Consider the following 19,299-nt stretch of genomic DNA (forward strand, 5'->3'; position numbering starts at 1 on the left):
ACCTATCACTCAGCTCCCTTTCTTTCGATGCGCGCAATTCTCATTTGTCCGCTAGAGCGACACCCAATCCGTCAACCAACGAGGCATAAACATGAAATTCCGTTCCATCGCCGCCGCCTTCGCGGCGACCACCTTCATGGTATCCGCGCCCGCCGCCGCGCAGCAGGCTGGCGATGTCCAGCTTCGCGTATTCGCCACGGGCATTCTTCCGAGCGGCGATATCGACGAAGTGGAACGCGACGATTTCGGCCTGCCGCCGGGATCGCAGACGCGCGTGACGGACAGCGTCGTGCCGACCATCGCCGCCGAATATTTCATCTCCGACACCTTCTCGATCGAAACCATCTGCTGCATCTCGCCGCATGACGTGGAAGGCACCAATGCGCTCGCGGGCGTCGAGCTGATCGACGATGCGATCGTGCTGCCGGCCACGGTCACCGCCAAGGTACACTTCCCGATCGGCGACGCCGTCCGGCCCTATATCGGTGCAGGCCCGGCGCTCTTCTTCATCTTCAGCGAGAATGTCGGGACCGGCGCCGCAGCGCTCGGCATCGACGATGTCAACCTGTCCAACGAATTCGGCGTCGCCCTGCAAGCCGGCGCGGACTTCAACCTCAACGATAACGGGCTGGTCTTCGGCGTCGACGTGAAGCGCTATTTCATCGGTACGACCGCCACCTTCTCGGCCGGCGGCACGGAGCTGATCCGCACCGATCACGATCTCGATCCCTGGGTCGTGAGCGCGGGCCTCGGCTTCCGCTTCTGACATCGGATAGCGCCGCGCATCGGTCGCTCCCTCCCCGAAGAGCGCGCAACTTCCGGGGCGACGGCTACAGCCGCAGCGTCATGCACTGGCTGAAGCCGTCGTCCCGATAACCGCCGAATGGCGGGCACTCCGCAAATCCATGACGGCGATAAAGCGCCCGCGCCGCGTCATAATCGGCGGTGCGCCCGGTTTCGAGGCTCAGCCGGTCATATCCCCGCGCCCGCGCTTCGGCGATCAGGTGTCGCAATATCGCTTTCCCCACACCCCGGCCGAGAAAATCCGGCGCGGCGCGCATCGATTTGAGCTCGGCATGACCGGCGGACAGATGCTTGAGCGCGCCAAATCCGGCCAGCGCGCTTCCATCCCAGGCAGAATAGAATGTGACGCCAGGCGCTTTGAGACCCGCGAGCGGGAGCGCGTTGACGCCATCGGGTGGCGACACACGCACCATTTCGGCCAGATGATAGTCGAGCAGCGCCAGCACATGTGCGTCGGAAAGATCGTCTTCGCGAATATGGAAACCGCTCATGGGAACAAGGCCTAGCGCCGATCTGTTGGATCGATAAGAGCGAACGCAACGCAAAGGACAGACATCATGCCCACCATTCTCGTCACCGGCGCCAATCGCGGCATCGGCCTCGAATTCGCCAAACAGTACGCGTCCGACGGATGGTCGGTGATCGGCACGGCGCGAGAGCCGGACTCTGCCGAGGAACTGAAGGCGATCGGCGCTGTCGAGATCCTGCAACTGGACGTCGCCGATGCCGATAGCGTGGATGCGTTCGCCGATGCGCTGGGCGATCGCCCGGTCGACCTCTTTATCAACAATGCCGGGGTCTATGGCAGCGACGATCTCGACCGGGATGACTGGCTCAAGACGTTCGAGATCAACACTATCGCGCCGACCCTGCTCGCCGAGCGGCTCAAGCCCAATGTCGCGGCCGGCGACCAGAAGAAGATGGCCGTCATCTCCAGCATGATGGGCAGTATCGGCGACGGAAACGGCAGCAATGCGATCATCTACCGCTCGTCCAAGGCGGCGGTGAACGCCGCCTGGAAGGCGTTGAGCAACCGCTATCGCGATGACGGGATCGCGGTTGCGATCCTCCATCCCGGTTGGGTGCAGACCGATATGGGCGGGCCGAACGCGACGATCGACCCGGAAACCAGCGTCAGCGGCATGCGCGCCGTGCTCGACGGTCTGTCGGTGCGATCGACCGGCCGCTTCACCGCCTATGACGGGAGCCAGCTGCCCTGGTAATCGAGGCGGTTGCGCGGACCGCCTTCCAATTCGCACTGTCCTACAGCCCCCGCTTCGCGCTAAGGTCGGTGCCGCAATGGACGGTTACAGCTTCTCCCGACTTCGGACGCTCACCCGGAAGGTCACAGTCGAAACCGTGTCGGGCGGATCGAATCCGCAGTTTTCCGAGAGATCGCGCCTAAGGTCACACAAGAGAAAAACAGCGTTCGGTGTAAACCTGCCCCGATGAGCTGGAAGAAGGAAATCGAGGAGCTCCGGCAGCGCGAAGCCTTTGCCGAGGAGATGGGCGGACCGGAAAAGGTCTCCCGCCAGCATAATCGCGGCAAGCTCGACGCGCGCGAACGCATAAAACGCCTCGTCGACGAAGGGAGCTTCCGCGAGATCGGCAAGATCGCCGGGCGCGGCGAGTATGACGACAAGGACCAGCTCGTCCATGCGGCGCCGAGCAATCTCATCTTCGGCCGCGCCGATATCGACGGCCGGCCGGTCGTCGCCAGCGCCGACGATTTCACCGTGCGCGGCGGCGCGGCGGACGCGGCGCTCCACCGCAAATTCGTCCAGTGCGAGAAGATGGCGCACGAAATGGGCATCCCGCTCGTCCGCATGATCGACGGCACGGGCGGCGGCGGTTCGGTCAAGACGCTCGAGACGATGGGTTTCACCTATGTGCCCGCCGTACCCGGCTGGGACGATATCATGCGTAACCAGGAAACCGTGCCGGTCGTCGCGCTGGCGCTCGGCCCGACCGCCGGCATGGGTGCCGCACGGACCGTCGCGAGCCATTATTCGGTAATGGTGCGCGGACTGTCGCAGATATTCGCCGCCGGTCCGGTCGTCGCGCAGGCGATCGGCGAGGATGTCGACAAGGAAGGGCTGGGCGGCAGCGATATCCATACGCGCAACGGCGTGGTCGATGACGAGGTCGCGAACGAAGACGAAGCCTTCGCCGCGGCCCGCCGCTTCCTCTCCTACCTGCCGAGCAATGTGAACGAACGCGCGGCGCGCTGGTCGAACGACGATCCCACCGACCGGCGCGAGGAAGCGCTGCTCTCCGTCGTGCCGCGCGACGACAAGCAGGTCTATTCGATGCGCGCCGTGATGGAGGCCGTATTCGACACGGGCAGCCTGTTTGAGATGGGGCGCCGCTGGGGCCGTGCGGCGATCACCGCTTTCGGGCGGCTCGACGGCTGGCCGGTCGCGATCCTCGCCAACGACCCGACCTATCTCGGCGGTTCCTGGGAAGCGCTGACCAGCCAGAAGGTGAAACGCTTCTGCGAACTGGCCGAGCAGTTCAAGCTGCCGGTCGTTCACCTTGTCGACAATCCGGGCTTCATGGTCGGCGTGGAGGCCGAACGCACGGGCACGATCCGGTACGGCGTCGAAGCGATGAACGCCGTCTACAAGGCGACCGTCCCCTGGGCGAGCGTGATCGTGCGGCGGGCATACGGAATCGCGGGCAGCGCGATGAGCAATGCCGAACGCTTCCAGTACCGGTTCGCATGGCCGAGCGGCGACTGGGGCTCGCTGCCGATCGCGGGCGGGCTCGAGGCGGCCTACAAGTCCGACATCGAAGCCGCCGACGATCCGGCGGCGCGGCTTGCGGAGATCAAGGCGAAGCTCGAAGCCGTAACCTCGCCCTTCCGCACGGCCGAAAAGTTCAGCGTCGAGGACATCATCGATCCGCGCGACACACGGCCGCTGCTCTGCGAGTTCGCCGATCTTGCATGGCGGAAATTACAATCGGCATAGGCGAACGGCAGAGGAGAGTGACATGCGCGCAGGAATAGCATTGGCCATCGCGACCCTTTTCGCGGCAACCCAGCTGGCGGCGCAACCTGCCGCCGTCCAGGGGCGCTGGACGCTCGTGATCCACGGCGGCGCGGGCGTAATCGAGCGGGACCGCCTCACGCCCGAACAGGATGAAGCGATCCGCGCCGCGCTGAACGCAGCGCTCGAAAGCGGCAGCGCGATCCTGCGCGAAGGCGGGGCCTCTCTGGACGCCATCGAAGCGGCCATTCGCGTGCTGGAGGACGATCCGAACTTCAATGCCGGGCTGGGCGCGGTCTTCACCTATGACGGCACTATCGAACATGACGCCTCGATCATGGACGGCCGCGACCGCTCTGCCGGTGCTGTAACCGGCACATCGCAGACCCGTCATCCGATCACTCTGGCGCGCCGGGTGATGACAGAATCGCCGCACGTCTTTCTGCGCGGCAGCGGGGCGGATCAATTCTCCGCAGAGCAGGGCCTTGAACAGGTCGATAACAGCTGGTTCGGAACCGAGCGTCGCCGGGAGCAGCTGGACGAATTTCTCGCCCGCGAAGCCGAGGAAGTGAGCGCGTACGATATCGATTTCAAATATGGCACGGTCGGCGCTGTCGCCGTCGATATGGACGGCAATGTCGCGGCCGGGACCTCGACCGGCGGCATGACGGGAAAGCGCTGGGGCCGGATCGGCGATTCACCGGTTATCGGCGCCGGCACCTATGCCGATAACCGGGCCTGCGCGGTTTCGGCGACCGGCACGGGCGAATATTTCATCCGCGTCGGCGTGGCACACGAGATTTGCGCGCAGATTCGGTTTCGCTTCGAGCAGGACCTTGCCGATGCGCGCGCATCGGTGCCGGTCGATGCGGAAGGCATCCCCGAATATTATGTCCATGCGAGCGAATTCGGCCTGCAGCCGAATGAAGTGCAGGAGATCGCCGACCGGGTGATGGGAGAGATGGCCGCGCTGGGCGGCACGGGCGGCGTAATCGTCACCACGCCCTGGGGCACGGCCACCTATTCCTTCAACACGCCGGGCATGTATCGCGGCATGGCGGCGAGCGAGATGGACGCGAACGTCGCGATCTACGGCGACGAATAGCGCTAGCCAATGGGCACGACCGTCACGGCGCGACGGTTCTGCGCCCAGGCGGCCGGATCCGATCCGAGCGCGACGGGGCGCTCCTTGCCATAGCTGATGACGGTCATGCGCGAAGAATCGACGCCGCGCGTAGCGAGATAGTTGGCCGCCGCGTTGGCGCGCCGTTCGCCGAGCGCGAGATTATATTCGCGCGTACCGCGTTCGTCGCAATGCCCTTCGATCGTGACGCGCACGCTCGGATTCGCGACCAGCCAGGCGGCCTGCGAATCCAGGATCGCGCGATCCTCGGGATCGATGTCGTAGGAATCGGTTTCGAAGAAGATCGTATCGCTGGCCGCTTGCGCCAAGAAATCGGCGCGGCTGCCCGGGGCGGGGCCGGTCGGGCCCGTGGGACCCGTGTCGGGCGTCGTCGTGCCCACCGGCGGCGGCGGCAGGTCATCGGGCGCTTCGCGCGAGCAGGCACCCAGCGCGAGCGCAGAGCCCGCTGCGAGGAAAATCGCGGTTCTGGAAAACTGGGTCATCATCATGTCCTCTTCTTCTTGCGATGCGGCCCCGCCTTATGCCGCCATATGTCGAGCGGGAGTCAAGTATGCGGCGCGCCGATCAGTTGCGCAGCGGCGACCAGGAGGGATCGGAAGCCCCGACCGGGGTCGGCAAACGCCGGATCATCCGCCCCGTAACGTCGACCGACCAGAGGCTCGGCAGCGCATTGCCGCGCGGCGTTCGGAAGAAATGGATGACGCGGCCATTGGGCGCCCAGCTGGGCCCCTCGTCCTGCCAGCTGTTCGTCAGGATGCGCTCGCCCGACCCATCTGGCCGCATCACGCCGATGCGGAAACCGCCGCCGAGCCGCGTGAATGCAATGAGATTGCCGCGCGGGCTCCATTCGGGCGTCGCGTACCGTCCGCCGCCGAAGCTGATCCGCCGCTGGTTCGACCCGTCGGCGTTCATCACATAAAGCTGCTGCCCGCCGGACCGATCGCTCTCGAACACGATCCTGCGGCCGTCCGGCGAATAGCTGGCGCTCGTATCGATGCCCGGCGTGTTGGTCAGCCGCACCGGCTGTCCGCCCGACACCGCCACGCGATAAATGTCGCTATTGCCGTTCACCGCCATCGAGAAGACGACATAGCGGCTGTCCGGCGAATAGCGCGGCGCAAAGGTCATGTACGGCGCATTGACAAGCAGCCGCTGCCGCCCCGTCTCCACGTCGTAGATATAGACCCGCGGCTCATCGTTCAGATAGCTCATATAGGTGATCGTCCGCCCGTCGGGCGCGAAGCGCGGGGTCAGCACGATCGACTGGCCGTTGGTGAGGAAGCGGTGATTGGCGCCGTCGGTATCCATGACCGCGATCCGGCGCACACGATTATCCTTGGGGCCGCTCTCCGCGACATAGACGATACGGCTGTCGAAATAGGCGCCCTCGCCCGTCAGCCGGGCATAGACCATGTCGGCGCAGCGATGCGCGGCGCGGCGCCAATCGGCATAATCGACCTCGTAACCGGCGCGCTCAAGCGGCGCCTGGGCGAAGACATCATAAAGGTAGCACCCGACCGTCAGCCGGCCATTGCTGCCGGCCTGCACATAGCCCTGGACCAGATTTTGCGCGCCGACCTGGCTCCAGGCCGGATAGTCGGGCGCGGTGACCTGCGGCATGTCGACATCGCGCAGGAATTGCCGCTCGACCGGATTGAAGAAACCGGAATTGCGCAGATTATCCTCGATGACGCGCGCCACCTGACGGCCGAGATCTTCGGTGTTGCCCGCGGGCGTACCCACCGCGTTCGGCGTCGGCATGTCCGGAATGGCGATCGCGGTCGGATTGGAGATACCGCCGACGACATCGCCTTCGATCGGACCCGATACCACCGCCTCCTGCGCCATTGCCGCACTGCCCAGCATGGCGAGGCACAGGCCGAGGGCGAGCCGCCGCAGGGTGGAAATCGTGGGAAGGGAAATAGCCATGATGCGCATGCTCCTCAGGTCAATTGCGCCGGAATGAAATTCAGCACGACGTCGCTCCAGCCGTCCTCGTACAGCGCGTCGGGCAGCGGCGGCATCGGGCAGCGGGGATTGAGTACCGCGCTGCGCGCCGCCTCCACCATCTGCGATTCATATTGGCGGTTCGAACTGTTCACGCCCCGTGCGCCCAGCACGCTGACCTGGTTACGGCTTAGCGAACCGTCGCGCGAGGGCTGGATTCGCAGGCGGACGACGATGTCCTCTGCCGATGTTCCGCTGAGCGAACCGAGATTGTAGCAGGGCCGCACCGCGTTCACGATCCGGCTGATGAGATTGGACCGGTCCGCGCCGCTGACCGGCGCCTGCGAGCGGGACGTGCCGCTATCGTTGGTCGAGCCGATGCCGTCCGTGATGCCGGCAATCCGCGAAGACCGGCGCTGTTCGCGCGGCGGCGTGCGCTCGGCGCGCGGCTCGGACCGCCGGTCCGCCCGTCGCTCTGCCGGACGGGGCGGGGCGGGTGTCGGCGTGATGCTGGGCTGCGGCAGCGGCTCTATCTCCGGCGGCTCCATCGGGTCGAGATCGTCCTCCAGATCGCGGCGCTCGGCGGCCGGGGCGGGCCGGTCGGCGGCAGACGCGAACGCGCCGATATCGTCGCTCAAAGTCACCGCGACCGCCTCCCGGCGGGGCAGCTCGTCGCGCGTCAGCAGGGTGACGGACAGGATCGCGAAGAGCGCGACATGGCCGATGGCCGCCGCGCCGAGCGCGATGCGCTCCGCCCGATCCACTAGATGGGCTCCACATCGGCCGGGTCGAGCAACTCGACATCGTCAGCCAGAGGCGTTTCTTCGTCCGCACTTTCTGCCGCGTCCGGAGCGCTGCCCTCGCCGGGCGCGGTCGTCAGCAGCGAGATACGGTTGAGGCCGGCCCGGTTAAGCTCGCCCATGACGAGCATCACCCGGCCATAATCGAGCCCGGTATCGGCGCGCAGAAACACGGCATGGCCGTCGGGCCCGGCGGGCTGTTCGGCGATGGCGGCAAATGTGGCCGCGAGTTCGACATCGGTGATCGCGATATCGTCGACGAAAATCTGTCCGCTGCGATCGATCGCGATCTGCGTCGGCTCGCTTTCCTGGTCGAGCGCGCCCGCCCGGCTCTCGGGCAGCTGCACCGGGACGCCCGATGCGAGCAGCGGCGCCGTCACCATGAAGATGATGAGGAGCACCAGCATCACATCGACAAAGGGCGTGACGTTGATCTCCGACATCGGGACGCGCCGGCCACGTACGGAATCGGAGGGGAGTTGCATCGCCATGGCTTAGCGCGTCGCCTCCAGCTCGTGGCTCAGCGTCGCGTGCAGGCCGTCGGCATAGCGCGTCAGCCGCGCCTCGAGCCGGTTCAGCCCGTGCGTCAGCCGGTTATAGGCGATCACCGCCGGGATGGCCGCGAAGAGGCCGAGCGCCGTCGCGAACAAGGCTTCCGCGATACCCGGGGCGACGACGTCAAGGCTCGTCGAGGCCTGGCCCGCAATATCGGTAAAGGCGCGCATGATGCCCCAGACCGTCCCGAACAGGCCCACGAAAGGCGCCACCGATCCCACTGTCGCCAGAATGTTGAGCCGGTCCGTCAGCTTGTCCATTTCGGCCGCGACCGCCGCGCCCATCGCCGTCGCCAGCCGCTGGCGGGTGCCGGGCCGGTCGACCGTGCCGTTCTTCGTCGAGCGCCGCCATTCGGCGAGCCCGGCACTGAATACCTTGGCCGCCGAATTATCGTCGCCGCCGCGGGCATCGAAAAACCGGTCGATATCTTCGGCTCGCCAGAAATCGCGCTCGAACCGCTCGCTCTTCTTGCGCATGCCGCCGATCTTCCGGCCATGGCTAATGATGATCGCCCAGGTCCAGATACTGGCCAGCAACAATCCGATCATCACCAGTTTGACGACGATATCGGCCTGCATGAACAGCGTCATCGGGTTCATCAGCGATTCGCTCGCGCCGAATTCGAATCCTCCCATAGCGGTTATTAGTCTCCCATTTCCAAGCGCTTGAACGCATCGATCCATTCGCGCGGCTGGCGCTTGGGCCGCCCGTTGGCCGCGAGCAGCGCGGCCGTGACATCGCCTTGCGTCAATATGTCCTGCCCGCGCATGACTCGCTGATGAATGGCGCAGCTTGCGGCGCGCACGCCCGTCACATGGCTAAGCACGACCAGATTGTCGTCGAGCTTGGCCGGCATGCGGTATTTGATGGCGAGATCGACGACCGCATAGGCGCCCTCGCCCGCTTCCATCCGCGCGCGCTGATCGACGCCGGCAAGCCGCAGCATGTCCGAACGCGCGCGCTCCATGAAGCGCAGATAATTGGCGTGATAGACGATTCCGGAGAGATCCGTGTCCTCGAAATAGACGCGCACGGGAAAGCGATGCTGCTTGCCGTCAAAATAGCCGGATACCGGCCGATCGCGCGTTTCGTCGCTCATGGCTCCAGCCTTAGCCGGGCGGGACTCGCCGGAAAAGCATGGATTTTCGGGTTGTCGCTGCGTGGGAACCGGTGGGCGCGCTAATCGAACAGCCCGTCTTCCGCGCCTTGCGGCGGATTGAGGCCGAGATGCTTCCAGCCGCCCGCATTGAGCAAGCGCCCGCGCGCCGTCCGCGCAACAAGGCCGAGCTGGATGAGATAGGGCTCGATCACTTCCTCGATCGTGTCGCGCGGTTCGGAGAGGCCAGCGGCGAGCGTTTCGACGCCGACCGGTCCGCCCTTGTAGATATCGGCGATCATCGTGAGATAGCGGCGGTCCATCAAGTCGAGCCCCAGCGCGTCGACTTCGAGCCGGTTAAGGGCCGCGTCCGCCGCCTTGGCGTCCACCTCGCCGACCCCGTCGACATTGGCGAAATCGCGCACCCGGCGCAGCAGCCGCCCGGCGATGCGCGGCGTACCGCGTGCCCGCGCCGCGATCTCGCGCGCGCCATCGTCGGTGATCGCGAGATCGAGCAAGCTGGCCGCGCGCCGCACGACCTGTTCGAGTTCGTCGACGCTGTAGAAATTGAGGCGGACGGGTATGCCGAAGCGGTCGCGCAGCGGTGTCGTGATCAGCCCCTGCCGCGTCGTCGCGCCGACCAGGGTGAATTGCGGCAGATCGATCCGCACCGAGCGCGCCGAGGGCCCTTCGCCGATGATCAGGTCGAGCGCGCGATCCTCCATCGCCGGATAGAGAATCTCCTCGACCGCCGGATTGAGCCGGTGGATCTCGTCGATAAAGAGCACGTCGCCATCTTCGAGATTGGTCAGCAGTGCCGCCAGATCGCCAGCCTTGGCGATAACGGGACCGCTCGTCGCGCGAAAACCGACGCCGAGTTCGCGCGCCACGATTTGCGCGAGCGTCGTCTTGCCTAGCCCCGGCGGGCCGAACAGCATGACATGATCGAGCGCGTCCGACCGGCCTTTCGCGGCCTCGATAAAGACGCGGAGGTTATCGCAGGCCGATTTTTGCCCGATAAATTCGGCGAGCGTCTTGGGCCGCAACGCCGCATCGGCGTCTTCGGGCTTGCGCTCGGGCGAAACATGGCGATCTGTATCGGTCATCGGACGATCGCCACGATGATGATGCTGATGAACAGAGCGATTGTGAGCAAAGGCAGCAAGGTCAGCGGCCGTCGATAAGCGATCCGCGGGTCGGGCGTTTCGCCGTCCGGGCGATCCTGCCGATTATCGCTATCAGTCATAGTGTTCGACCTCGTCGCCCGGGATCGTCACCCAGCTATGCTTGCGCGCTTCCCAGACCGAGAATTTCGGCGGCGGGAAATCGGGATCGGTGAACAGGCCCACCGGAATGGCGATCGCATCGGGCATCGGCCCGCCCGTATACCAGACCGTCGTGCCGCAGGTCGGGCAGAAATGATAGCGCGTGAGATTGTCCGCATCGGTGGTGCGTTCCCAGACCGTGCTTTCGCCTTCGATGGTCACCTTGTCCTTCGGCCATCGCGCCTGTTCGCCGAACGGAGACCCGCTGCGCTGCTGGCACGCGAAGCAATGGCAGACGGAAACGCGGACAGGCTCGCCTTCGCAAGTCGCAGAAAGCTGGCCACAGCGGCAGGAGGCTGTACGGATGGCGTTGGCCGGTTCAGTCATCGCGCAGCTTGCCCTTGACGATTAACAAGCGGGCCCGTCCGACGGCAATGAACCAGAATACCGCTCCACCCACGGCGCCGAGTGCGAAAATTCCTGCAACGAACAACATTCGCATTTGAAAGCCGAACCAAGTCAGTTGACCGTCGACGACCGTTGGGATCCCGTTCGTCCATGCATCCAGTCCGTCCGCTGGGAAAAGACTGATCACAAACCAGGGGAAAGCTGCCACGAAACCACCGTAAATGAGCGCCCAGACGAGCCGCGGCTGAACCTTGTTTCGCAACACGAGAAGAGCCGGAATGCCTAACGTCAGAGCACAAATTTCGGCGACCATCAGTATCGCTACAAATATTTCGGTCGGCATACCATAAGCGCCTAAAGCTAGGGCTAAAATCATGCTCGGCAATATGGGTGCAACAACTAGGGCTGCCAATCCACGCCTCAAGGAAAAGCGCTCTTCGATATTCCACGCGCGATACGTCACTTCGCCGCCTTTTTCAGTGCCACGCGCACCAGCGCATCGAGGCTCGCTTCCGCGCCAAGCTCGCCTTGCGCGGCCGCAACGGCGGCGCTCGCTTCGGCTGGCTTGAAGCCGAGATTGAGGAGCGCGGATACGGCGTCGGCGGACGGGCCGGACGGTGCGGGTGCCGCGCCGCCGCCCGATACGGCCAGGATGCCACCGACCTTGTCCTTCAGCTCATTGGCGATGCGGCTGGCGAGTTTCGGGCCGACGCCCGGCGTGCGCGCGAGCATCGCGGCATCGCCCGCCGCAATCGCCGTCTGAATCTCCGCAGTCTCGAGCGTCGAAAGGATCGCCAGCGCGACCTTGCTGCCGACGCCCTGCACGCTGCCGAGCATCTGGAACCAGTCCCGCTCGCCGGCGCTGGCGAAACCGACAAGCCGGATAAAATCGTCGCCGACCAGCATCTCGGTATGGATCGTCACATCGCCGCCGACCGGGCCGAGCGCGTCCAGCGTCCGCGTCGAGGCGGCGACCTGATAGCCGACGCCATTGACATCGATCACCGCATGATCGGCGGCGCTCGCTTCCAGCACCCCTTTGAGCTTGGCGATCATGCCGCGGCTCCCACGACCTTGGCGCTCGCCCGGTGATGGGCATGGGTAATCGCAACCGCCAGTGCATCGGCGGCATCCGCGCCCGCGATCTTGGCGCCGGGCAGCAAGACGGATACCATCGCGTGAATCTGCCGCTTGTCGGCGCCGCCCGTGCCGACCACGGCTTTTTTCACGAAGCGCGCCGCATATTCGCCGACCGGTACGCCCGCATCGGCGAGCACGAGCATCAGCGCCCCGCGCGCCTGGCCGAGCTTCAGCGTGGATTGCGCATTGGTGTTGACGAACACTTCCTCGATGCCCGCATCATCGGGCGCATGCTCGGCGAGCACGGCGCGCAGTCCTGCAGCCAGCGCCGCCAGCCGCTCCGCCATCGGCGCCTTCGCATCCGTTCGTATCTGGCCGTTCGCGATGTGCGACAGGCTGCTCCCCTTCGCCGCGATGACGCCCCAGCCGGTGCAGCCGAGCCCCGGATCGAGGCCGATCAGCTTCAGTTGAGCTTCTCCATAATCTCGTCGGGCACGTCGTAATTGCCCCAGACGGTCTGGACGTCGTCATTATCTTCGAGTGCGTCGATCAGGTTGAGCAGCGTCTGCGCCTCCTTCTCGTTCACCGTCACCTCGACATTGGGCCGCCAGGCGAGCTTCGCGCCTTCGGGTTCGCCGAGCGATTTTTCGAGCGCGCTGGCGACGGCATGGAGATCGTCGGCGGCCGTCCAGATTTCATGGCCATCCTCGTCGGACGCGATATCCTCCGCCCCGGCCTCCATCGCGGCTTCGAGCACTTTCTCCTCGTCGCCCGCTTCGGCCTTGTAGGTTATCAGCCCGAGCCGCTCGAAACCGTGCGCGACCGAGCCGCTCTCACCCATATTGCCGCCATTCTTCGAAAAGATGGTGCGCACATCGGTGACCGTGCGGTTGCGATTGTCGCTCAGAGTTTCGACGATCAGGCTGACGCCCGCCGGCCCGAACCCTTCGAAGCGGATTTCCTCATAATCCTCGGCATCGCCGCCGGTCGCCTTGTCGATCGCGCGCTGAATATTGTCCTTCGGCATCGATTGCGCGCGCGCCGTCTGAACCGCGAGCCGCAGGCGCGGGTTCATGTCCGGATCGGGCGTACCCATCTTGGCCGCGACGGTGATCTCGCGGCTGAGCTTGGAAAAGAGCGCCGAGCGCTTCTTGTCCTGCGCGCCCTTGCGATGCTTGATATTTGCGAATTTACTATGGCCTGCCATCGGTTCCGTCAGTCTTGCATTGATTGATCTGGCGAGGCCTTAGCGTAGCAGCGGGGGCGCGCGCAACGCTTCACGCGGAAAGCGGATCAGGCATCGACGATCCTTTGCCACCAGCCGACATCGCGCCACGCGCCGAATTTCCATCCGACCTCGCGATAGACGCCGACCGGTGTGAAGCCGACCGATTTGTGCAGCCCTTCGCTCGCTTCGTTGGGCAGCGCGATCCCGGCATAGGCGGCGTGAATCTGATGCGCGGCAAGGATCGGAAACAGCGCTTCGTACAGAGCGGTGCCGACGCCTTTGCCCGTATGCGCATCCGGCACGTAGATCGCGACATCGCAGGAGAAGCGATAGGCGTGCCGTAACCGGTGCGGCGAGCCATAGGCATAGCCGGCGACTTCGCCATCGACCTCCGCCACGACCCAGCCATGCGAGGCGCCGAAGCCTTCGATGCGGCGCGCCATCTCGCGCACCGACGGGACTTCCTCCTCGAAGCTTACCCAGGTTTCTTCGACAAAGGGCGCGTAGATCGCCCGGCACGCTTCGGCGTCCTCCACGCGGCCGGGGCGGACCTTCAACGTCACGCCGGCGTCAACCGAGCTTCACCGCCGTGCCCGATACGGAGACCATCAGCATCGACCCGGTCTCGCCGATCACTTCATAGTCGAGATCGATGCCGACCACGGCATCGGCGCCCGCATCCTCGGCTTCATGTTCGAGATCGGCGAACGCCTCGCGCCGCGCCGTCCTCAGCGCCTTCTCATAAGCGCCCGCCCGGCCGCCAACGATATCGCGCACCTTGGCGAACATATCGGAAAACACGTTCGCCCCGATAATCGCTTCGCCCGTCACGACGCCGCAATAGCGCGTGATCGGCCGGCCTTCGATCTGCGGCGTGGTGGTGATGATCATGGGTCTGCCCTCCTGATCCGCCCTTAAACCATAACGCCTGGGGCGGATGCAATGCCGCCCGACGAGCAAAACCGGGCCCGGCAGATAGGATCGATATGGAGCGGTTTTACTTGCCGGCGATTAGGCGAGTACGACTCGATCATGCTATCATTTACTACTCGTTAGATTTGGGGACATAGGAACAGCGCCATGCGACGCAATTTGACCTTGGCGCTTCTCTGCGCGGCCAGCGTCCCGCTTGGCGGTTGTGCCAGCTATCTCGTCGTCGCGCCCGAGCCCCGCTATGCGGGCCAGCCGCATGAAGAAGGCGCCAATTCGATGCTCTGGAGCGCGGTCACGGCTCCCTATCCGGGCGTCGTCGCCGAACCTTGCGGAGATGGCGAGCAGCTGGCGATGGTGCGCGTCAACCGCAATTTCGGCCAGGGCTTGGTAACGGTACTGACCCTCGGCCTGGTTTCACCGGTGACGGTTACCTATCATTGCGCCTCGCCGGCCCCGCCCCCGCTCGGCGGCTTCGATACCGGCGGCGCGGCAGAATAGCCGATGCCCGATCCGTTTCCTGAAACGATCACGCTCAAATGGCGCGACAAAACGGAATGGGAAAACTGGCATCACACGGTCCGCGAGCCGATAGAGGGCATCTACGAACTCCACTATCCGCCCGGCAATCCGCAGACGACGCCCGCCGTGCTGAACAGCTGCACCCAGGATATTCAGCTCGCGATCAAGACGGCGAAGGCCCGCGGACTGACGCTGCGGGCGGCCGGCAGCGCGTGGTCGCTCTCGACGGCCGGCATCGCCGATCGCGGCATCATGCTCGACACCAGCCGGCTCAAGGGGCGCGTGAAACTCAATGACGGTAACATCGACCCGGCTTATCCGGGCGACGACAGCGACCGGCGAGGCTTGTTTCTCTTCCAGTGCGGCAACCTGATTGCCGAGATCAACAAGCTGCTCGAAAGCGACGCGCATCGCCGCGCGATGCGCACGACCGGCGCGGCCAACGGCCAGACGATCGTGGGTGCCAGCGCTACGGGCACGCACGGCTCGGTGATCGGACGGGGGGCGATCCACGACCAGATCGTCGGGCTGCACCTGATCGTCAACGAGCATCGGCATGTCTGGCTCGAGCGCGTCTCCCGTCCGGTGGTGAAACCGGCATTCGCCGCGCTGCTCGGTGCCGAGCTGATCCGCAGCGAAGCGCTGTTCAACGCTGCGGTGATGTCGTTCGGCAGCTTCGGCGTGATCCACAATGTCCTGCTCGAGACCCGGCCGCGATTCCTGCTCGACGCCGAAACCTACGCGCCCGTGGCTTTCGATCAGGACCTACGCAACCTGATCGCGACGCTCGACCCCAGCACCCATCCCAAGCTCAAGGGCAAGGGTGACCCCTATTTCCTGCAGATCGTCGTCAATCCGCACTCGGCCGATGCGATGATCAACGTGATGTATGAACGGGGCTGGCGGACGAGCCATATTCCCGATTACCGCATGAAGGCCGGAAAAATCGGGCCCGGCTATGATTCATTGAGCGTCGTCGGGAAAATCTTCGAGGCGAACAAGCAGATCATCCCGCCCTTCTTCAAGCTGATGGAAATGTTCATCGACAAAAAGCCGCGCACCGGAAGCTGGGGCGAACTGTTCGGCTATAAGGCGCCGCAGACCAAGGTCGGCAGCGGTACCGTCGCCGTGGCGCATGAAGACGCGCTCAAGACGATCGATCTGCTCGTCGATCTCAACAAAGAGATCGGGCCGGTGCCGCTGGTTTTCGGCTTGCGCTTCGTCGACCGCTCGGACGCCCTGCTCGCCTTCAACCGGTTCGACCGGACAATGGTGGTCAGCATGGACGGCATCGCGAATGACCAAGCGGATATGTTTTTCCGCGTCTCGGCGGAGCGCATGGAGCAAGCCGGGATCCGTTACACCCAGCATTGGGGCAAGACCAACGCCTATACGCCCGACCGCATCCGCGCGGCTTATGGCCATGGCCGTGTCGATTCCTGGATCGCGGCGCGGCATCAGTTGATGCCCGATCCGGCCGACCGGGCAGTGTTCGACAATGTTTACGTGCGCGAGCGCGGCCTCGCCGGCTAAGCCGGCTTCGCCGCGTCAGTCCATGCCGAGTGCCGACTTGTAGGTTTCGAGGAGATCGTCCTGTTCGCGCCGGTCGGCCGTGTCCATCTTCCTCAGGCTGACGACCTTGCGCATGATCTTGGGATCGTAGCCGACCGCTTTCGCCTCGGCATAGACGTCTTTGATATCGTCGGCGATGCCCTTCTTCTCTTCCTCGAGCCGTTCGATCCGCTCGATCAGAAGCTTGAGCCTGTCCGCCTGAATTGCGCCGTCCGCCATGATGATCTCTTTCTGCGTGAATGTGGAAAGCGCGAGGCTCTAGGCGAGCGCGCGGCAAGCCTCAAGCGTTCTTCGCGACGCTGTCCTGCATCCGCTGCAATTGCTCGGGCGTCGCTTCGCCCTGATACCGGTCTTTCCACTCGGCATAGGGCATGCCGTAGATCGCGGCGCGCGCCTCGTCCCTGGTCAGGGCGCCATCCGAAGCATCCATGATCCAGTCGGCCAGGCAGTTACGGCAAAAACCGGAAAGCCCCATCAGATCGATATTCTCCGCATCCGTCCGGTGGCGCAGATGGGCGACGAGACGGCGGAAGGCGGCGGCGGCCACGGCATCGTCGATTTCGGGCATGATCGCGGGATCGGACATCGAAATGGCTCCATTGCAGTTGCACTGTCATGATAAGGCTATAGAGCCGCTATCGTAAGTCCAGCCAGCCGGGAAATATCGTGGTTTCGGATACCGACCCCCGCCAGCGCAAAGTGCGGATTCTCGCAACCCTCGGCCCGTCCAGCGACGATCCCGAAATGATCCGCAAGCTCTATCTGGCCGGCGCCGACGCGTTCCGGGTGAATATGAGCCATGGCAGCCATACTCATCATGCGGAAGTAATCGCGGCGATCCGCGCGCTGGAAAAGGATATGCGCAGGCCGATGACGATCCTCGCCGATCTCCAGGGCCCGAAACTGCGGATCGGGGAATTCGCAGACGGACTGGTGCAGCTGGAGACGGACAGCGTTTTCACGCTCGATCGCGATACGAGCCCCGGCGACAAGAGCCGCGTAGGCCTGCCGCATCCGGAAATTTTCGAAGCCATAGATGCCGACGCACGGCTGCTGCTCGACGACGGCAAGATCGTGTTACGGGTGACGGAGGCGGAAGAGGACCGTATCGAAACGCGCGTCGAGGTGGGCGGGCCGCTATCGAACAACAAGGGCCTCAACGTACCGGACGTCGTGATCCCAATGGCCGCGATGACGGACAAGGATCGCACCGACCTCGCCTTTGCGCTCGATCAGGGCGTCGACTGGATCGCACTCTCCTTCGTACAGAAACCGGAAGACGCGGCCGAAGCGCGCAAGCTCATCAACGGCCGCGCCGCGCTGCTCGCCAAGATCGAAAAACCCTCGGCGGTACACCGTATCGACGAGATACTGGAAGCGGTGGACGCGGTGATGGTCGCGCGCGGCGATCTCGGCGTCGAGATACCGCCCGAAGAAGTGCCGCCGCTGCAAAAGCAGATCATCGAGAAAGCGCGCACGGTCGGGCGGCCCGTCGTCGTGGCGACGCAGATGCTCGAATCGATGGTGCGCTCGCCGACGCCGACCCGCGCGGAAGTCTCCGATGTGGCGACCGCGGTCTATGACGGCGCCGATGCGATCATGCTGTCGGCCGAGAGCGCGGCCGGCGACTGGCCCGAAGAATCGGTCGCGATGATGGACAAGATCGCCACCGCAGTCGAAGCAGACCCTAGCCATTGGGCGCGCGTGCATTTTACCGAAACGCTGCCCGATTCGACGAGCGCCGATGCGCTGGCGGAAGCGTCGAACGGCATCGCACAGACAGTGTCCGCGAGCGCGATCATCTGCTTCACCACCTCGGGCTCGACGGCGCGGCGGGTCTCGCGCGAACGGCCGTCGGTGCCGTTGCTCGTGCTGACGCCTAAGCTCAAGACCGCCAGGCGGCTCGGACTCTTGTGGGGCGCGCACTCGGTCCATACCCGCGACGTCAACAATTTCGAGCAGATGGTCGGCAAGTCGAAGCGCATGGCGCTGCGCGCGCGTATCGCGGAAGGCGGGGACCGGGTCATCGTCATGGCCGGCGTGCCGTTTGGAACGCCGGGGTCCACCAATGTCCTGCATATCGTCCGCCTGATCGGGAACGAGCTGCAACGGCACACGCAAGACGAGATAGACGCGGACCGCTAGGAGATCAGTCGAGCAGGCCCTTTGCCCGCAGATCGTCTGCCAGGCTGTCGGCATTGCGGAAGTGATGGCCGACAAAACCCTCAGCCTCGCCAGCGCGGACATTTTCCTCGCGATCGTCGATAAACATCGCCGTGCCCGGCTCGAGCCCGAACCGGTCGAGCGCCAGCCGGTAGATCGCGGGATCGGGCTTAATCATCTTCTCTTCGCCGGAAATCACGATATCGCCGAAGCGATCGATCACGGGCGCCGTCGGGCGGAACAGTTCCCAGAATTCGGTGCCGAAATTGGTGATGGCGAAAAGCGGGACGTCGCGCGCGGCAAGCGCATCGACCAGCGCATGAACGCCGGGCACCGGACCTGGAATCGTCTCCAGCCAGCGATCGATATAAGCGTCGATCAGCGGCGCATGTTCGGGAAATTCGGCCCGCCGCTCGGCGACCATGTCCGAAAGCGGACGACCGGCATCGTGCTGAACGTGCCAGTCCAAAGTGACTACATTATCGAGAAACCAGTCCCGCTCCTCAGGGTCCGGGATCAGCTTTTCAAAGAGAAAGCGCGGATCCCAGCGATACAAGACGTTGCCGACATCGAAGACGGCCGCCTGCACAGCCATTAGCCCTGGCGCGCTTTGAACCTGCGGTTTGTCTTGTTGATCACATAGGTGCGGCCGCGGCGACGAATCACGCGGTTGTCCCGATGACGGCCCTTGAGTGATTTCAGTGAATTACGGACTTTCATGGCGCTGCCCGGCCTTTTTGCTATCTTAATTGTCGGAAACGAAGCGCGCATCTATGGTCGAGAGGCGCGAAAGTC

Annotated in this window: 27 protein-coding genes; 7 read left to right on the top strand and 20 right to left on the bottom strand. The window is 64.4% G+C overall.

The genetic code is table 11. The features are described from left to right. The first annotated feature begins 91 nt into the window (after nucleotides 1-91). On the top strand, nucleotides 92-766 hold the full coding sequence (locus ACTS1Z_RS03430; RefSeq protein ID WP_442623035.1) for an OmpW/AlkL family protein: 675 nt from the start codon (nucleotides 92-94) through the stop codon (nucleotides 764-766). Nucleotides 767-830: 64 nt separating this feature from the next. On the opposite strand, the gene ACTS1Z_RS03435 is transcribed toward ACTS1Z_RS03430, so the two are convergent. Next, nucleotides 831-1,295 carry a GNAT family N-acetyltransferase gene (locus ACTS1Z_RS03435; RefSeq protein WP_442623036.1) on the bottom strand — a complete coding sequence of 155 codons (465 nt, stop codon included), beginning with the start codon at nucleotides 1,293-1,295 and terminating at the stop codon, nucleotides 831-833. Between the two features lie 66 nt (nucleotides 1,296-1,361). Here ACTS1Z_RS03435 and ACTS1Z_RS03440 point away from each other — a divergent pair, with 66 nt between their 5' ends. The 3 genes from ACTS1Z_RS03440 (at nucleotide 1,362) to ACTS1Z_RS03450 (ending at nucleotide 4,899) form a co-directional block, all read left to right on the top strand. Beyond that, a complete protein-coding gene (locus ACTS1Z_RS03440) occupies nucleotides 1,362-2,027 on the top strand; it encodes an SDR family oxidoreductase (protein WP_442623037.1) in 666 nt (221 codons plus the stop codon). 225 nt (nucleotides 2,028-2,252) lie between these two features. Further along, nucleotides 2,253-3,776: an acyl-CoA carboxylase subunit beta gene (locus tag ACTS1Z_RS03445; protein ID WP_442623038.1), complete on the top strand. Its 1,524-nt coding sequence runs from the start codon at nucleotides 2,253-2,255 to the stop codon at nucleotides 3,774-3,776. A 22-nt stretch (nucleotides 3,777-3,798) separates the two neighbouring features. Next, nucleotides 3,799-4,899: an isoaspartyl peptidase/L-asparaginase family protein gene (locus ACTS1Z_RS03450; RefSeq protein WP_442623039.1), complete on the top strand. Its 1,101-nt coding sequence runs from the start codon at nucleotides 3,799-3,801 to the stop codon at nucleotides 4,897-4,899. A gap of 2 nt (nucleotides 4,900-4,901) precedes the next feature. Here the strand turns inward: ACTS1Z_RS03450 and pal are convergent, their stop codons facing one another. The 15 genes from pal to ACTS1Z_RS03525 form a co-directional block, all read right to left on the bottom strand. Then, the gene (pal, locus tag ACTS1Z_RS03455; protein ID WP_442623040.1) at nucleotides 4,902-5,426 is read right to left on the bottom strand and encodes a peptidoglycan-associated lipoprotein Pal; all 525 of its coding nucleotides are present in this window, start codon (nucleotides 5,424-5,426) and stop codon (nucleotides 4,902-4,904) included. A gap of 76 nt (nucleotides 5,427-5,502) precedes the next feature. Then, entirely contained in the window at nucleotides 5,503-6,867 is a 1,365-nt protein-coding gene (gene tolB / locus ACTS1Z_RS03460) for a Tol-Pal system beta propeller repeat protein TolB (protein ID WP_442623041.1), read from the bottom strand. A 14-nt stretch (nucleotides 6,868-6,881) separates the two neighbouring features. Then, complete coding sequence (locus ACTS1Z_RS03465; RefSeq protein ID WP_442623042.1) at nucleotides 6,882-7,649, bottom strand: hypothetical protein; 768 nt, start codon at nucleotides 7,647-7,649, stop codon at nucleotides 6,882-6,884. Beyond that, on the bottom strand, nucleotides 7,649-8,176 hold the full coding sequence (locus ACTS1Z_RS03470) for an ExbD/TolR family protein (protein WP_442623043.1): 528 nt from the start codon (nucleotides 8,174-8,176) through the stop codon (nucleotides 7,649-7,651). The genes ACTS1Z_RS03465 and ACTS1Z_RS03470 overlap by 1 nt, the downstream gene beginning before the upstream one ends. A 3-nt stretch (nucleotides 8,177-8,179) precedes the next feature. Continuing rightward, on the bottom strand, nucleotides 8,180-8,875 hold the full coding sequence (tolQ, locus tag ACTS1Z_RS03475) for a protein TolQ (RefSeq protein ID WP_442623044.1): 696 nt from the start codon (nucleotides 8,873-8,875) through the stop codon (nucleotides 8,180-8,182). Nucleotides 8,876-8,883: 8 nt separating this feature from the next. Further along, nucleotides 8,884-9,339 carry a YbgC/FadM family acyl-CoA thioesterase gene (locus ACTS1Z_RS03480; protein WP_442623045.1) on the bottom strand — a complete coding sequence of 152 codons (456 nt, stop codon included), beginning with the start codon at nucleotides 9,337-9,339 and terminating at the stop codon, nucleotides 8,884-8,886. 80 nt (nucleotides 9,340-9,419) lie between these two features. Then, a complete protein-coding gene (gene ruvB / locus ACTS1Z_RS03485; RefSeq protein WP_442623046.1) occupies nucleotides 9,420-10,442 on the bottom strand; it encodes a Holliday junction branch migration DNA helicase RuvB in 1,023 nt (340 codons plus the stop codon). Continuing rightward, nucleotides 10,439-10,582 (bottom strand): hypothetical protein, encoded by a 144-nt coding sequence (locus ACTS1Z_RS03490; protein WP_442623047.1) that lies wholly within the window; start codon nucleotides 10,580-10,582, stop codon nucleotides 10,439-10,441. Before ACTS1Z_RS03490 ends, ruvB begins: the two co-directional genes overlap by 4 nt. Further along, complete coding sequence (locus ACTS1Z_RS03495; protein WP_442623048.1) at nucleotides 10,575-10,988, bottom strand: GFA family protein; 414 nt, start codon at nucleotides 10,986-10,988, stop codon at nucleotides 10,575-10,577. Before ACTS1Z_RS03495 ends, ACTS1Z_RS03490 begins: the two co-directional genes overlap by 8 nt. Next, on the bottom strand, nucleotides 10,981-11,472 hold the full coding sequence (locus ACTS1Z_RS03500) for a hypothetical protein (RefSeq protein WP_442623049.1): 492 nt from the start codon (nucleotides 11,470-11,472) through the stop codon (nucleotides 10,981-10,983). The genes ACTS1Z_RS03495 and ACTS1Z_RS03500 overlap by 8 nt, the downstream gene beginning before the upstream one ends. Then, the gene (gene ruvA, locus ACTS1Z_RS03505; protein ID WP_442623050.1) at nucleotides 11,469-12,065 is read right to left on the bottom strand and encodes a Holliday junction branch migration protein RuvA; all 597 of its coding nucleotides are present in this window, start codon (nucleotides 12,063-12,065) and stop codon (nucleotides 11,469-11,471) included. Before ruvA ends, ACTS1Z_RS03500 begins: the two co-directional genes overlap by 4 nt. Beyond that, the gene (gene ruvC, locus ACTS1Z_RS03510) at nucleotides 12,062-12,556 is read right to left on the bottom strand and encodes a crossover junction endodeoxyribonuclease RuvC (RefSeq protein ID WP_442623090.1); all 495 of its coding nucleotides are present in this window, start codon (nucleotides 12,554-12,556) and stop codon (nucleotides 12,062-12,064) included. The genes ruvA and ruvC overlap by 4 nt, the downstream gene beginning before the upstream one ends. Beyond that, a complete protein-coding gene (locus ACTS1Z_RS03515) occupies nucleotides 12,553-13,296 on the bottom strand; it encodes a YebC/PmpR family DNA-binding transcriptional regulator (protein WP_442623051.1) in 744 nt (247 codons plus the stop codon). Before ACTS1Z_RS03515 ends, ruvC begins: the two co-directional genes overlap by 4 nt. An 86-nt stretch (nucleotides 13,297-13,382) precedes the next feature. After that, the gene (locus ACTS1Z_RS03520; protein WP_442623052.1) at nucleotides 13,383-13,880 is read right to left on the bottom strand and encodes an arsinothricin resistance N-acetyltransferase ArsN1 family B; all 498 of its coding nucleotides are present in this window, start codon (nucleotides 13,878-13,880) and stop codon (nucleotides 13,383-13,385) included. A gap of 7 nt (nucleotides 13,881-13,887) precedes the next feature. Then, entirely contained in the window at nucleotides 13,888-14,208 is a 321-nt protein-coding gene (locus tag ACTS1Z_RS03525; protein ID WP_442623053.1) for a heavy metal-binding domain-containing protein, read from the bottom strand. A 189-nt stretch (nucleotides 14,209-14,397) separates the two neighbouring features. Here ACTS1Z_RS03525 and ACTS1Z_RS03530 point away from each other — a divergent pair, with 189 nt between their 5' ends. After that, nucleotides 14,398-14,748 carry a hypothetical protein gene (locus tag ACTS1Z_RS03530; protein ID WP_442623054.1) on the top strand — a complete coding sequence of 117 codons (351 nt, stop codon included), beginning with the start codon at nucleotides 14,398-14,400 and terminating at the stop codon, nucleotides 14,746-14,748. 3 nt (nucleotides 14,749-14,751) lie between these two features. Continuing rightward, on the top strand, nucleotides 14,752-16,302 hold the full coding sequence (locus tag ACTS1Z_RS03535) for an FAD-binding protein (RefSeq protein ID WP_442623055.1): 1,551 nt from the start codon (nucleotides 14,752-14,754) through the stop codon (nucleotides 16,300-16,302). A gap of 15 nt (nucleotides 16,303-16,317) precedes the next feature. On the opposite strand, the gene ACTS1Z_RS03540 is transcribed toward ACTS1Z_RS03535, so the two are convergent. Together ACTS1Z_RS03540 and ACTS1Z_RS03545 are read right to left on the bottom strand one after the other, a co-directional pair. Next, a complete protein-coding gene (locus ACTS1Z_RS03540; protein WP_442623056.1) occupies nucleotides 16,318-16,560 on the bottom strand; it encodes a DUF2312 domain-containing protein in 243 nt (80 codons plus the stop codon). A gap of 61 nt (nucleotides 16,561-16,621) precedes the next feature. Next, nucleotides 16,622-16,927, bottom strand: coding sequence for a DUF1244 domain-containing protein (locus tag ACTS1Z_RS03545; protein WP_442623057.1), 306 nt, complete (start codon nucleotides 16,925-16,927; stop codon nucleotides 16,622-16,624). Nucleotides 16,928-17,007: 80 nt separating this feature from the next. On the opposite strand from ACTS1Z_RS03545, the gene pyk reads away from it, so the two are divergent. Next, the gene (gene pyk, locus ACTS1Z_RS03550) at nucleotides 17,008-18,486 is read left to right on the top strand and encodes a pyruvate kinase (RefSeq protein ID WP_442623058.1); all 1,479 of its coding nucleotides are present in this window, start codon (nucleotides 17,008-17,010) and stop codon (nucleotides 18,484-18,486) included. Between the two features lie 4 nt (nucleotides 18,487-18,490). Here pyk and ACTS1Z_RS03555 read toward each other — a convergent pair whose 3' ends face one another. After that, a complete protein-coding gene (locus ACTS1Z_RS03555; RefSeq protein ID WP_442623059.1) occupies nucleotides 18,491-19,099 on the bottom strand; it encodes an HAD family hydrolase in 609 nt (202 codons plus the stop codon). Further along, nucleotides 19,099-19,224 carry a type B 50S ribosomal protein L36 gene (gene ykgO / locus ACTS1Z_RS03560; RefSeq protein ID WP_116236560.1) on the bottom strand — a complete coding sequence of 42 codons (126 nt, stop codon included), beginning with the start codon at nucleotides 19,222-19,224 and terminating at the stop codon, nucleotides 19,099-19,101. Before ykgO ends, ACTS1Z_RS03555 begins: the two co-directional genes overlap by 1 nt. Nucleotides 19,225-19,299: the final 75 nt, after the last annotated feature.

The sequence above is a fragment of the Parasphingopyxis sp. genome, assembly GCF_052168295.1.
In the GTDB taxonomy this organism is placed as follows: Bacteria; Pseudomonadota; Alphaproteobacteria; order Sphingomonadales; family Sphingomonadaceae; genus Parasphingopyxis.

Bases quoted from the DNA above. Each gene is read 5' to 3' on its own strand.
- ACTS1Z_RS03430 (WP_442623035.1), top strand. From the start codon at position 92: ATGAAATTCCGTTCCATCGCCGCCGCCTTCGCGGCGACCACCTTCATG.
- ACTS1Z_RS03435 (WP_442623036.1), bottom strand. From the start codon at position 1,295: ATGAGCGGTTTCCATATTCGCGAAGACGATCTTTCCGACGCACATGTG.
- ACTS1Z_RS03440 (WP_442623037.1), top strand. From the start codon at position 1,362: ATGCCCACCATTCTCGTCACCGGCGCCAATCGCGGCATCGGCCTCGAA.
- ACTS1Z_RS03445 (WP_442623038.1), top strand. From the start codon at position 2,253: ATGAGCTGGAAGAAGGAAATCGAGGAGCTCCGGCAGCGCGAAGCCTTT.
- ACTS1Z_RS03450 (WP_442623039.1), top strand. From the start codon at position 3,799: ATGCGCGCAGGAATAGCATTGGCCATCGCGACCCTTTTCGCGGCAACC.
- pal (WP_442623040.1), bottom strand. From the start codon at position 5,426: ATGATGATGACCCAGTTTTCCAGAACCGCGATTTTCCTCGCAGCGGGC.
- tolB (WP_442623041.1), bottom strand. From the start codon at position 6,867: ATGGCTATTTCCCTTCCCACGATTTCCACCCTGCGGCGGCTCGCCCTC.
- ACTS1Z_RS03470 (WP_442623043.1), bottom strand. From the start codon at position 8,176: ATGGCGATGCAACTCCCCTCCGATTCCGTACGTGGCCGGCGCGTCCCG.
- tolQ (WP_442623044.1), bottom strand. From the start codon at position 8,875: ATGGGAGGATTCGAATTCGGCGCGAGCGAATCGCTGATGAACCCGATG.
- ACTS1Z_RS03480 (WP_442623045.1), bottom strand. From the start codon at position 9,339: ATGAGCGACGAAACGCGCGATCGGCCGGTATCCGGCTATTTTGACGGC.
- ruvB (WP_442623046.1), bottom strand. From the start codon at position 10,442: ATGACCGATACAGATCGCCATGTTTCGCCCGAGCGCAAGCCCGAAGAC.
- ACTS1Z_RS03490 (WP_442623047.1), bottom strand. From the start codon at position 10,582: ATGACTGATAGCGATAATCGGCAGGATCGCCCGGACGGCGAAACGCCC.
- ACTS1Z_RS03495 (WP_442623048.1), bottom strand. From the start codon at position 10,988: ATGACTGAACCGGCCAACGCCATCCGTACAGCCTCCTGCCGCTGTGGC.
- ruvA (WP_442623050.1), bottom strand. From the start codon at position 12,065: ATGATCGCCAAGCTCAAAGGGGTGCTGGAAGCGAGCGCCGCCGATCAT.
- ACTS1Z_RS03515 (WP_442623051.1), bottom strand. From the start codon at position 13,296: ATGGCAGGCCATAGTAAATTCGCAAATATCAAGCATCGCAAGGGCGCG.
- ACTS1Z_RS03525 (WP_442623053.1), bottom strand. From the start codon at position 14,208: ATGATCATCACCACCACGCCGCAGATCGAAGGCCGGCCGATCACGCGC.
- ACTS1Z_RS03530 (WP_442623054.1), top strand. From the start codon at position 14,398: ATGCGACGCAATTTGACCTTGGCGCTTCTCTGCGCGGCCAGCGTCCCG.
- ACTS1Z_RS03535 (WP_442623055.1), top strand. From the start codon at position 14,752: ATGCCCGATCCGTTTCCTGAAACGATCACGCTCAAATGGCGCGACAAA.
- ACTS1Z_RS03540 (WP_442623056.1), bottom strand. From the start codon at position 16,560: ATGGCGGACGGCGCAATTCAGGCGGACAGGCTCAAGCTTCTGATCGAG.
- ACTS1Z_RS03545 (WP_442623057.1), bottom strand. From the start codon at position 16,927: ATGTCCGATCCCGCGATCATGCCCGAAATCGACGATGCCGTGGCCGCC.
- ACTS1Z_RS03555 (WP_442623059.1), bottom strand. From the start codon at position 19,099: ATGGCTGTGCAGGCGGCCGTCTTCGATGTCGGCAACGTCTTGTATCGC.
- ykgO (WP_116236560.1), bottom strand. From the start codon at position 19,224: ATGAAAGTCCGTAATTCACTGAAATCACTCAAGGGCCGTCATCGGGAC.